At 32.5% G+C, this 12,833-nt stretch carries 7 protein-coding genes and 1 tRNA gene; 3 read left to right on the forward strand and 5 right to left on the reverse strand.

All coding sequences use genetic code 11. From position 1 onward, the window contains the following. Complete coding sequence (gene ruvX / locus RGRSB_RS03395; RefSeq protein ID WP_119259841.1) at positions 1-450, forward strand: Holliday junction resolvase RuvX; 450 nt, start codon at positions 1-3, stop codon at positions 448-450. 1,899 nt (positions 451-2,349) lie between these two features. On the opposite strand, the gene RGRSB_RS03400 is transcribed toward ruvX, so the two are convergent. The 4 genes from RGRSB_RS03400 to RGRSB_RS03415 all read right to left on the reverse strand — a co-directional run bounded on the left by RGRSB_RS03400 (position 2,350) and on the right by RGRSB_RS03415 (position 6,867). Further along, positions 2,350-3,669, reverse strand: a complete 1,320-nt coding sequence (locus RGRSB_RS03400; RefSeq protein ID WP_119259842.1) for an aminopeptidase P N-terminal domain-containing protein — start codon at positions 3,667-3,669, stop codon at positions 2,350-2,352. Positions 3,670-4,724: 1,055 nt separating this feature from the next. Then, entirely contained in the window at positions 4,725-4,817 is a 93-nt protein-coding gene (locus RGRSB_RS11040) for a DUF2973 domain-containing protein (protein ID WP_269460807.1), read from the reverse strand. Positions 4,818-5,135: 318 nt separating this feature from the next. Further along, positions 5,136-5,459 (reverse strand): DUF2605 domain-containing protein, encoded by a 324-nt coding sequence (locus RGRSB_RS03410; RefSeq protein ID WP_119259843.1) that lies wholly within the window; start codon positions 5,457-5,459, stop codon positions 5,136-5,138. Between the two features lie 220 nt (positions 5,460-5,679). Beyond that, the gene (locus RGRSB_RS03415) at positions 5,680-6,867 is read right to left on the reverse strand and encodes an LptF/LptG family permease (protein WP_119260939.1); all 1,188 of its coding nucleotides are present in this window, start codon (positions 6,865-6,867) and stop codon (positions 5,680-5,682) included. Between the two features lie 172 nt (positions 6,868-7,039). On the opposite strand from RGRSB_RS03415, the gene RGRSB_RS03420 reads away from it, so the two are divergent. Both RGRSB_RS03420 and ilvC read left to right on the forward strand, forming a co-directional pair. After that, positions 7,040-7,825: an SDR family NAD(P)-dependent oxidoreductase gene (locus RGRSB_RS03420; RefSeq protein WP_119259844.1), complete on the forward strand. Its 786-nt coding sequence runs from the start codon at positions 7,040-7,042 to the stop codon at positions 7,823-7,825. 350 nt (positions 7,826-8,175) lie between these two features. Beyond that, complete coding sequence (gene ilvC, locus RGRSB_RS03425) at positions 8,176-9,171, forward strand: ketol-acid reductoisomerase (RefSeq protein WP_119259845.1); 996 nt, start codon at positions 8,176-8,178, stop codon at positions 9,169-9,171. A gap of 2,289 nt (positions 9,172-11,460) precedes the next feature. Here the strand turns inward: ilvC and RGRSB_RS03430 are convergent. Then, positions 11,461-11,532, reverse strand: a tRNA-Thr gene (locus RGRSB_RS03430). Positions 11,533-12,833: the final 1,301 nt, after the last annotated feature.

Consider the following 12,833-nt stretch of genomic DNA (forward strand, 5'->3'; position numbering starts at 1 on the left):
ATGAAACGAATTTCGGCCTTAGGCTTAGATGTTGGTAAAAAGCGAATCGGGGTAGCGGGATGTGATGGAACTGGATTAATTGCAACGGGGTTGACAACAATTTACCGTACTTCATTTTGGGAGGATATTCGACAGCTTCAACAATTGATTCACCAAAGGGAAGCACAAGTATTAATTGTAGGACTTCCTTATAATATGGATGGGAGCTTAGGATTTCAAGCTAAACAAGTCCAAAAATTTGCGTTGCGTATTTCTCGAACCTTACAATTACCAGTAGAGTATGTCGATGAACGATTAACCTCTATCGAAGCTATCGCACAACTCAAGGCGCAAAAACGTTTTTCTACTTGGGATAAAGGGGCAATTGATCGTCAAGCTGCTTGCATCATTTTACAACAGTGGTTGAATTATAGGTGTTCAAGAGTAGGTAACAATCTGAATTTAACTTGAGCAATATTCGGTTATGTCTTGATTTTAATTAGATAGACTTCGTGCGATGGATCATAATTTTATATTAAATATTTTTTTGTTTATAAAAATTTTTATAAACTTTTCTAGTGACATGATAAATCACAAGAATATAAATTATACTAACAAACTATTTATTAAAAGTTTACTCTTTTTTATCAACAAAATATTCAGAAAACTCCTGAATTCTATAAAAGTGTTTACCTATAAAAGGTTTGTATTTCTTCTCGCGGTAAATATTTTCAATAAATAGTTGTTTATACGGAGTATTGCGCAAATTAATTTGGTTTCAATAAAATCTTGAGTTACTGTTACCTTTAAATTGAGTATCTTATCGAAATAAGATTTTCTTATTCTATATATTTCGCAAACCGCTTAACATATTGTTGGAATTGATATATTTATATTAATTGTTGATTTTTGGGTAAATATCTTTACAGTCTTACTAAGTAAATTATGCAATATTATTAATTAATAATAACTTTTTAAAAGCTTTATTTATAAATTGTTTGAGTTTTTAAGGCTGACATAATTAGAATGATAAAAACTATCAAAGTTGACTCAGGACAAAAAAATCTCCTTGAGAATTAGAAAAAAGATAGAAATCTTTTATAAGGATGGAAAGTTAGAGAAATTACACATTGGGTGAAACTGTCAGAAAATACAATAAAAAAACAATGTCTAGATAAATTTTTCAAGAAAAAGAAGGATTTACAAGTTATTTATTTTATACATTGACAGATAAACTCAAATAAGGTCTGTCTGAAGGCATAAAATGATCGCTATAAATAAAGAGTAAAAAATCAATAAATATAGATAAAATTGTCAAAAATAAGAGATTATGTCAGAAATATTACGAACAAATCAACGGCTAAGTGTCATTTATATCTCTATACTTGTATGTTTTGTTTAATCCTAATACTCAGGCTGTAATCGTTTATCAAATATTTTTTAAAATTTATCTCATAACCAGAAATTAGAGCTTATCACGGGAATAACTGAAAATCTATAAGTATTAATCAAAATGGAGGAATACCAATAAATTAAAATCCTATAAAGACATAAATAGGATAACCGTTTATTTAAAAAAGTTTATAAAGTACAAAATTTGGGAAAAAAATAAAGAAAATATCTTTAATCTTGCTCGAATTTGTATTTTATTTTACCAATATAATTAAGACTGAAACAAAGTTAGTGAAATTCCAGTTGTTAAACTGTAAATAAAGTGTTAATATGTTCAACGTTACTATCAGATATTAAATTAATTAAGTAGAATCAATGAATTTACAGTCAAAAAATCTTAGGCGACTTTTACTCACCTTTTTGGTACTTCGTGAACTCTAATCAAGCAGAGCCTTAATGAAGGCTACAAAATTGATTAAAAGTTAGTATCAAATTCAGATAGCATCATATCCTGCAATTAATAACAATTTTACTTTAGAGCACTCAAACTAAAATCTAGTCTACTTATTTCTTAGAATACCTAGTCATTACCGAAGAATTTCGAATTATTCCAATATATAGCAACTACCTTGTCTGTTCTAAACAACATATGTTTATTTGACGTAATTTTTCAGTGCACAATCCCCACTATATGCAAATATACCAAATATAGTACACGTCATTTATTTATCTGCATCAAAGCTTCTAAAAGACTTTGCAGTGTTGTTTAAGTCAGTGAAAACTTCTGTATAAAGTAGTATTATGATGCTTTATATCAAAACTTCTCAACGATGTGGTCAGTGGCATAATTATATTCAAGCCATCTGTAATAATAATCAACATTTTTTCACTTGTTTTCGATCTCGCTATTGGTAGATGTTATGAATAATAACTTTACCGAATTAAATATTCTAGCGGCTTTAGAGTCCATAATTATACTTACAAACTAATCTCATCAATCATTTTAGGAACCCCAGCAGTTAAAACTTCATGACCTGTTTTTGTAACCAATACATCATCCTCAATTCTAATGCCAATACCGTGCCATCGTTCAGGAACTTCTGGTTGTCCCTCAGTAGGTTTAATATTAGGACTAATATAAAGTCCAGGTTCAACCGTCAATAGATGACCAGATTCTAACGGTTGCCAAGTTCCTTCCCCCTGTTTATAAATCCCCACATCATGAACATCTAACCCTAACCAGTGTCCAGTTTTATGCATATAAAAAGGTTTATATTTTTCTTCTTTGATAATTTCTTCTAAATCTCCTTTTAGTAACCCTAAATCAATCAACCCTTGGACTAAAACACAGACCGCCATGTCATGAAACTCATTATAAGGTTTTCCAGGTCTAACCGATTCTATGGCTTTCAATTGTGCCTCTAAAACCAACTCATAAATGGCTTTTTGTTCCCCTGTAAACTTGTTACTAACGGGAAAGGTTCTGGTAATGTCTCCATTGTAATAGCCATAGGAACAACCAGCATCAATCAAGAGCAACTCATTTTCTTGAATCTGACGACGATTTTCAATATAGTGGAGGATGCAGCTATTAGCTCCTGATGCTACGATAGAGGGGTAGGCTGGACCTGTACCTCCATGTAGACGGAAAGTATGTTCTATTTCTGCCTGGATTTCGTACTCATAATGCCCTACCTGAACAAATTCTCTGGCTCGGTTATGAGCAATGACTGAGATGTCTATCGCTGTGCGTAACATCTCTAACTCAGTAAGACTTTTTACCTGACGCATGGGGTGAAGGATAGGGTTGGGATCTTCAATAGCAATAGGCCCGGTTCCCCGCTTTGAATAAACTGCCATTAACCGTTGCCAATGGGACAAAATCATCTCATTAAAATTCTTATCCCGTCCGAGATGATAATAGATACGGTCAGCTTTTTCGATGTATTGGGGTAGCCTTTTATGTAATTCATTAATGGGATATGCCTCATCTGCACCATAGAATTCTTTAGCTTTTTCTACACCACAACGATAACCTGTCCAAGTTTCTTTTTCAGGATCCTTTGGTTGAACAAAAAGTACAAAATGGTGTTCTTCATGATGGGGAGCTAATACTGCTACGGCTTCAGGTTCATTAAATCCCGTAAGGTAAAAAAAATCACTGTCTTGACGAAAAACATGTTCTACATCATTGTGCATAACTACGGTCGGCGCACTGCGAAAAATTGCAGTTCCCGTGCCAATTTTTTTCATCAAGCGTTTTCGACGCTGACCATACTCTGTTAGTTTAATTTCCATAATTGTTCTAAATAATCTGTAATTGATCTTAATCTAAAGTTAACTCACAAAATTACTCAATAGTCACCTAAATTTGTCTCATGACATTGGTCAGTCTATGATCTTTATCAATAATTCTTAATTTTACCCAAGAATGTTGCCAATTTTAATCTCAACTGTGGGCAATTGAGACAATTTAATAATGTTTTCCTTGTAAAACTAGGACATGGAGACTGTTGAGCTTAATATTGACTGGTATAGGTGACATATTAATATTATGGTGAAAGCGATCACTGTTCCTCGTAGGATAAGCTAACAACTCTTCCGTCTCATGCCATTATTTGACTTTCATTTCCCCTATATATTCCTAACGTACGGTTAAGAAATTAAAACTTAGGTGCAAGTGACATTAACTTTTGTACTTAAAAATATTTTTCCCTCAACTATGATATGGTTACTCCTTCTAAACTCAAACCAATGAAGATAATAGCAGTTTTAGGATTGACAAGTTAGACGGCAACTTGTTGCAACTGTCCTGTTAGGGTTAAACCAGAATAATCTTATTGATTAAGATTAGGAATAGTTAAAGAGATTTGACGTTTTTCAAAATGATTGCTTAAGTATTAAGCTTTAATAAAATCGGGATTCGACGTGAATCCATATAAACGGATATATTTTAATTAATTGGTTCTATTGAGAGTTTGGTACAAACTGTGTGTAAATTACAAAATATAGTGTTTGGCGGATTACAATTCGGATGAAGACTTATTCTTTTTTTCCAAGAACAGAGATTATATCCAACCGGGCTTACAAGGCATAAAACTTTTTCGTCGTCATTGAGTATAGGAAGACTATATATGTTAAAAAAATCCTTACTCGTTAACTTGGACAATAGAATAAGTCTAGACCAAAAGCCTAATAATGTCTAATTTTCTCAGTGAGAAGTCGTTACTAACTTGAAATAATCCAATTTCAGTTTTATGGTAATTCTTGCCAATGTTTGAACCGTCTTTTTTAGCTTTTTTTTCTTTTTCTGGAGATCGACTCTGTAACAAATTGTACAAAGTATCACGTTGTTATCTTACATCTTCAACCGTCACCGAACGCATCACTAATAATGGTTCATTAGTGGTATTTTCTATCTCATCTAGTAACTCAGGATGAACAATTTTTTGAGCATTTTACCAATTACTTTTTCGATTTATTAAAGTATTTCTCTTCAGTGAATGATTATTTTGGTAATCAATACCAACCTTAATTAAACTTCGAATTTAATTACTCACAACAAGAAAAGCAATCACGGCAAACGTCAGAACGTAAAGTAGATATAACATTAAAATTATCCGAAAAGCAGTAGTCACGTAAGGTTTATACAGTAGTAGAGGGCATCAAAATTAATTAAGGTTTACTTGACTAGCTTACCAAGAATCGTGAGTGACAATTATCATTTAGTAGATTTCTGGAGCTTGGAATAAGACCAGGGGAACTTAAGTCTTATTGGCTTTGTGTGATTGCCACCGCATAGAGACTTGCCAACATTCGTCCACTAATTTGTGCCAAAGGACTAAGATAGCCGTATCAATTCCCGCTTTTTGATCGGTTGCTTTAAATAAAATTTGAGCCGTAATCACTTCTTGCTGGCTCTTATTAACCCGGGCAAGCAGATTGTTTTGTTCTTCAGGGGAAAGTAAAGTAATTCTTTCTGATTCTAATAAAGTTTGTGCGCGGAAAAACCAGTATTGAAAGTCTTCTAATAAAAGCTCAAGGGTTGTTGTCAGTAGCTCTGATTCGTTAGGTGAGGAGTCTAGCATTTTTTTTAAAACATTTCATATGTAATCTATCTTAGCGTTTTTCATAATTATTAACATTCAGATACAAATAATTAATAAGTTTCTTCAAGCTCTCAATACTCGAGAAAGTTGATCAGAGTAACGCAACGATACAAAAATCATGAAAATTAACCGGCAAATAATCTCTAACAGTATTTTGATATTTTGTTCGTTCTCTGCTGAAAGTAAAACTAAGGAAAATTTAAGATTTAGCAAAATGATACAGTAACCAGTATCCCATTCCTAAGCCAAGAAAATTAGGCAACCATGCAGCCATAAAGGGAGAAATAATACCTATTAATCCTAAACTACCGATAATAAATCCCAAGACATAATAAGTAAAAATAATCACCACACTGAAGCCAAAGCTGGTAGCTCTCCCCATTTGCTGAGGTCTTACCCCTAAAACCGAGCCTACTAAACCAAAAACGACACAAATAAAAGGAAAAGCAAGTTTTTGTTGGATTCGCACTTGAAAAGTTCGCAAGTTTTTCTCATCCCCAATCATCCTCAATAGCTTCATGTATTGTTGAGCTTGAATGACATTCATTTCATAGGGATCTCGACTTTGAAGAGCGAATTCAAAGGGAGCTTTAGCTAAAGCTAACTGACAATGTTTAAAAGGAGACATATCTCTGTAGGAAGCATCGGGAGCTAGTTTATAAATTGTTCCATCAAAAAAATCCCAAGTATTTTCTCTAGAATTCCAAGTAGCTGAATCGGACACAACTATTTTGTTGAGGTTAGTTCCTATCCATTCTAAAATGGTCAAGGTTTTCATGTGTTGACCGTCAAATTTTTCAGCATAAAATAAATATTTTAACCGTTTAACTGTTTCTCCATTTGGTAAATCGACTTCTTCATAGTCAGGATAAAAAATATCTTTATTTTGCCAAAAAGGATGTTCTTCTTTTAGATATTTAACTAATATAGATGTAGCTTGGTAATTAGCACCAGGGACGACTAATTCACTAAACACAAAGGTAATCCCTGTAACTAATAAACTAAAAACCAAAGCGGGGGCAATTATACGATATAAACTCACTCCACAAGCGCGTAATGCGATCAATTCACTATCGTTACTGAGACGGCCATATGTTAGTAATGTAGTTAACATAACTGAGATCGGTAGAGCATAGGCGGTGAATTCAGGTACTTTTAGAAGTAAAATCTCCAGGGCTTGTATTAGGGGAAGATCTGATTCCACCACTTTATTTGCTAAATCTGATAAATAACCAATCGCTACCCCCAACGACGAAACCAGTCCCACGCTAAAGATAAACGGGGGGATCAGTTCGCCTCCAATGTAGCGATCCATCAAGGATAGAGAGAACCGGCCTTGTTGCGATCTCCATAAGTCGGACAGAGATTGAAGAAATTTCGTCAACATCAGAGATTTAGTAGAAGCACCCTTCATTAAACATCGACGGATAATTGATTGGTTAGTTGCTGTGGTAGCTCAATAGAGGCAAGTTTTCCATCACTATCAATTTTCCCGGTGACTAATCTGATCATGCGTTACAATCCTTAAAGTAAAGCGACCCTTACTAGATTTGAGTGGGATGACCATGAAAACGGCTCTGATTACTGGTGCATCTTCTGGCATTGGAACAGCTTTTGCTCAAGAATTAGCGATGCGCCAGATAAATTTGATTTTAGTTGCCCGTTCCCAAAATAAACTATACCAACTTGCTGAAAAGTTACAACATCAAGCCTCTATAAAAGTAGAGGTGATTATACAAGATTTAACTGATCAACAAGCTGCTAAAAAAGTCTATGATACTATAGCAGAAAAAAGGTTAAGCGTTGATTTTTTGGTTAATAATGCAGGATTTGGAGATTATGGAGCGTTTATCCAACGGGAATTACCACGCCAAGTGGAAATGATTCAACTCAACATAGTTGCTTTGGTGGAGTTGACCCATTTATTTTTGTCGGAGATGCAACAACGAGGAACGGGAAATATTATTAACGTTGCATCTATTGCCGGATTTCAGCCCTTGCCTTATTTATCAGTTTATGCGGCAACAAAGGCCTTTGTTCTCAGTTTTTCTGAAGCGTTGTGGGCAGAGAACCAAGGAACAGATATTAATATCCTCGCGTTATGTCCTGGTCCGACAGATTCTGATTTTTTTAAAGTGGCGGATTTTCCAGACAATTTTATCAATAAAAATAACGGTAGTTTAACTTCAGCTAAAGAAGTTGTCAAAGATGCCCTTAAAGCCCTTGAAAACAGAAAATCAAATACTGTCCCGGGTGGCTTCATTAATCAATTTATTGTGAATTCTAGCCGTTTTCTTCCCAGGGAATTGTTAGTTAATTTCATAGAAAAGCAATTTCGAGGTTAGACAATAATTTTAATTGAGTAAAGCTCTACATTCTACAATTAGCTTTTGGTTAATTGAAGAATTAGGTTTAATTTATAGGAAATAGCAAAAAGTTAAATAATAAAGTAGCTATTTGTCTTCATAAGAAATCTAAAATCAGCTCTAATATTTTAGATTTTTTATGAAAAAATCAGGTATTAAAGAAGAAAAAATTTATAAAAATTAGACTAAAATCAACGTATTTTTTAACTCAGCAAGTCTAGTTTGCTTTTGCTCGTTAAGTTTAAAGAAATTATAATCTAAACTTCCTAATAGTTAAGTATGATAGTAAGTTCGGAAAAGATTAAAATTTGCAACAAGGAGACAACCCCATGGCTCGGATGTATTATGATACAGACACCAACTTAGATCTTTTATCTGGTAAAACCATTGCGATCATCGGTTATGGTTCCCAAGGTCATGCTCATACTCTCAACCTCAAAGATAGTGGCATAGACGTTATTGTGGGGTTGTATCCAGGTAGTAAATCTGCTCGAAAAGCCCAAGATAAAGGCTTAAGGGTTCTGAATGTTGCCGAAGCAGCTAAAGCAGCAGATTGGATTATGATTCTGTTGCCAGACGAAGTTCAGAAAACCGTCTATCTTAACGAAATAGAACCTAATTTAACCGAAGGAAAAGTATTATCTTTTGCCCATGGATTTAATATCCACTTTGGACAAGTAGTTCCCCCTCCTAATGTTGATGTGGTAATGGTTGCTCCTAAAGGACCAGGTCACCTAGTTCGACGTACCTATGAACAAGGAGAAGGGGTTCCCTGTTTGTTTGCTGTGTATCAAGATGCTACTGGACAAGCTCGTGATCATGCCATGGCTTACGCTAAAGGGATTGGTGGAACTCGTGCGGGAATTCTTGAAACTACCTTTCGGGAAGAAACTGAAACGGATCTTTTTGGAGAACAGGTTGTTCTTTGTGGTGGTTTAAGTGCCTTGATTAAGGGAGGGTTTGAAACTTTGGTAGCTGCAGGATATCAACCAGAATTAGCTTATTTTGAATGTCTCCACGAAGTTAAGTTAATTGTTGACCTTATTGTAGAAGGGGGATTAGCTAATATGCGCAATAGTATTTCTAATACCGCCGAATATGGAGATTTAACCCGTGGACCCCGCATTGTTACTGATCAAACCCGTGCTGAGATGAAGAAAATTCTCAGTGAAATTCAGTCAGGACAGTTTGCACGAGAATTTGTACTGGAAAATCAATCAGGTAAACCAGGTTTTACTGCTATGCGTCGTCAAGAAGCCGAACATTCAATTGAAGAAGTAGGAAAAAATTTAAGAGCCATGTTTAGTTGGTTAAAAGACAAATAAATTCCTAATGAAAGGCTACTAGTTTCCCGTAGCCTTTTCTCCTGCTGTATCCACGTATTTCACTCAAGCTGTCATTGGAATTTCTAGTTTTGGGGTAAGGGGTGAATCCCAATAGTATTTGATTAATTTTGATTCGGAGGTTTTTGCTGATAGTAAGTAAGTCTAAAATAGAAAAGTAGTTAAAAAAGAGTAATCTCTAGATGTAAGTTTGCCTAAAAGTTCAACTAACAGGATTAGAAAATCAAGAACTATCAAACTTGGACTGTAATTCAAAGATTTTTCTATTACGAGAGCACAAATATGCTATTTAAATACAAGAGAAAAATTAAAGAAATTACAGATTGGGTGAAACTTTTATAAAAATATTTCCTAGACAGATTCTACAAGAAGTAAAAAAAATAACTTTTATAGAAAAAGATCTAATATCTTTTAGATAACTTTTTTTTTAAAAAAAGTAACTTATAATAGTCAACAATCATCCAAAATATTTTAATATAGAGAGTAAATTTAAATTTACTCCGGGAAGAACAGGTAGAATCCAAAAAGAAAAGTATGAAGATGAAAAGAAACAAAAATAAAGACCAAGATTAACCATATCACTAGAAAAAATATAAAAAGTTAAAAAATACTATAAATACAGTAGTTTAGTTATAAAAAAAACTGAAATAATGGTAAGTAAAAATAATTATATCTACTGATTAGATCTATCTTTTAGACTAACTTATAGTGCAGTTTATAACTAAATATAATAAAATAGGATAGCATCACAATAAAAACTTATTAAATTACCATAAGTCTGTTTTAACATTAAAATGAATTAGCTAAGATGTTTAAGCAAAGTATTGTTCAAAATAGTTGCTCTAAAAAATACAAACTAAAACAATATGAAATATCTTTTATTTAGAGTAACTTACTTACTCAGCCCATCTTTTAGAAAAGATATTTGTCGTCTCTATCCTAATATATGGGTATATTTACAGTTTTAGTTAGGCTAGTTTTCGAGCTTGATAAACATAAAAAAGTGAGTTCAGTTAGAATGATGACTGATCATTATGTGGCAATTTTGGTAAATAAAATGGCGTCTCTCAGACTTAATTTATGGAATAAATTTTACAACTACTTTGTGCGTCAAGATTAAAAATTATGTGCCTCGTGTAATTTAAATTAAAAATTGTAATTAATTTCGAGATTTACCTAATATATTTCTAAGCAAAGAAATTACTAAGTCTTTTTTTAAAAATTTATGATTATACTATTTTTGATATAAAAATTTGAAGAAAAATTGTGATTCTTGACAATCTACTTGTCAAAAGCTGTTACCTATATAACAAATAACATTATAGTAGTTTTTTCTATTTAAATTAAAAAGTATACTAAACTCAATATTCTTACTTTAATCAATTAAATCCTAAATCTAAAAAGACTCACAGTCGCTCATTGTCAGATTGTAAATAGATTAGGAATAGGTTTTTTAAAAAAACTATTCCTAATATTAACTTCTATTAATTGTAGTTTAACTAGTAAAAAACTTTATTTCAAAAATGAATTAGCAATTGAAGGTTTGTCTTGAGAACAGAAAACTATTTATCTTAAGATTCGTAGGATCACTTTATTCTTTATCTGCTACTTCTCAGAGAATCGTACAATTGCTATATTCCTAGAATAATCTATCTATAAATTACTTTCTTAATTATATTTTTTGATAATTGAGTCTAGTCTGCAATTTCTTAAACTTTTTATCCTTTCGGATTCAAAGATAATGTCGATGTTCTTGTTACAGCGGAAATTTTTGGATTATGAATCGACTTTGATATTTCTTGCTTTTCTATTTATATTAGTTGAGCCTTTAGACAGTCTACTATCTGGTAAACGCTCTTTTTCCACTACTTTTCTATTTTTTTGTTCTAGATTTATTTAAGGCGTCTACTGACACTTAATAAAATACTTCTATATTCTTAACAAGGATTCCATAGGCTGACACCCAGTGGTACTTTCCGTAACCGTTGTGTAGTTAATATCGTTAATCATGATTAAGGGGAGCATAATCATAATTAACGATATTAACTACATAATAAGCACTCAACTTCTATCTCATTACCGAAAAAACTAACTTCCATTATACATAAAAAACATTGATCATCACCAAGAAGCTTGATCTTTCAAGAGATTTAAGAAAATACTGAAATATTAGCTTAAATTAAACGATTGTTGAAGCTAAAAACAGATATTGACAATTTATTAATAAAAAGGACTACATATATAGTGTTTATCGAACAAACTAGGGCGCAAAGCTGGTGACAGGATTTGAACCTGCGACCAGCTGATTACAAATCAGCTGCTCTACCACTGAGCTACACCAGCACTAACAATGAGCGGACCGATACTCCACCGGTTAAGTCAGAGCGAACTCTCGGGCTAAACCCCACCTCTGCTAGCATTGCCAGCAGAAGCCTTACAGTTTTATATCCGGTCCCACTATGCCCCTTACAGCAAGTTTCTGACGGACTAACCTAGGAGCGTAAACTCGGGTATGCTCTGCCCTATTTAATTTCTAATTCACTCTCACCTATTTAGTATCACATTTTTTGCTTTTTTACCAAAAATAGTTAGAGGTTTAAAAATTGCGGAATAGGGAGTATAACCCGTCTTGTCATCGCCTTTGATGCCATTGACCTGTGAATAGCTTAGCATATTAAGCACTAAAAGGAGAGGTTTTGGAACCAAGATTTTTCAATAACAAATTTTGTCCCTGTGAATAAACTCTTATAAGTTTATTTAAACCAGAGCACTTTCAATTGCCAAACAAGCTAACTTTACACGTTTTCTTATGTTACTATTATTGAATATATTAGAAATTAGGAGTCACCAATTGACAGATAAACTTAAATCTGATACATGTTAAAAACATAAGGTTGCTGTTCAAAACGAAGAGTAAAAAAACGATTAAATACAGACAATTTTGGAATAAAGATACATTTATTAAAATCATTGCCAATAAAGAAATTGTAAGGTATTATTTATACCTTTATTTTCGAGATATTTAATAATATACTTTATAATTAATGATTTAAGTTTATAATTTGATTTGATAACAATTTGGAGTAAACTTTTAGAAACTAAAACGATTACTAAATAAGATTATTAGTTTTTAATTTAAATTAATAATTATTCTATGTAGAATATTTAGTCAAAATATAAAAATATTTTTTTAGAAATTAAAAAAAATTATTAGGTGATTTAACCTTACAAAGTAAACACTAAAGCAATGATGTTTATTTAAAAAAATAACAGCTATTAAGTTTTAGATGATTATGACTTATTTGTTCAGTATTTTGCCAATTTTTACTAAATAAAAGTAAATTACAATTATGTTTAGCTTCTTAATTATTTAATAAATTTGGTTATTATTAAGTAATACTGAATCAGTAAAAATATAGTGATCACCTCATTTATTCCAGAGAAGATTTATATTTGACGTAGTTTGTGAATGTACAACTTCTAGTTTACTGAAAATAACTACTCATTATATTTTGCCCATCCTATCAATTTTAAGATCTTTTTTACAAAAAGTCTTTTAAAGTTTAGGTTTTACCCCAGCAGCGCGTAATTTAGCAGCTAAACGTTTAGATTTATACCTTTTAACTTCAGCCTTTTGATGTTTC

It is taken from the genome of cyanobacterium endosymbiont of Rhopalodia gibberula (genome assembly GCF_003574135.1).
Classification (GTDB): Bacteria; Cyanobacteriota; Cyanobacteriia; order Cyanobacteriales; family Microcystaceae; genus Rippkaea.

Coding starts and splice junctions, on each gene's coding strand:
- RGRSB_RS03400 (WP_119259842.1), bottom strand. CDS start 3,669: ATGGAAATTAAACTAACAGAGTATGGTCAGCGTCGAAAACGCTTGATG.
- ilvC (WP_119259845.1), top strand. CDS start 8,176: ATGGCTCGGATGTATTATGATACAGACACCAACTTAGATCTTTTATCT.
- RGRSB_RS03410 (WP_119259843.1), bottom strand. CDS start 5,459: ATGCTAGACTCCTCACCTAACGAATCAGAGCTACTGACAACAACCCTT.
- RGRSB_RS03415 (WP_119260939.1), bottom strand. CDS start 6,867: ATGTTGACGAAATTTCTTCAATCTCTGTCCGACTTATGGAGATCGCAA.
- ruvX (WP_119259841.1), top strand. CDS start 1: ATGAAACGAATTTCGGCCTTAGGCTTAGATGTTGGTAAAAAGCGAATC.
- RGRSB_RS03420 (WP_119259844.1), top strand. CDS start 7,040: ATGACCATGAAAACGGCTCTGATTACTGGTGCATCTTCTGGCATTGGA.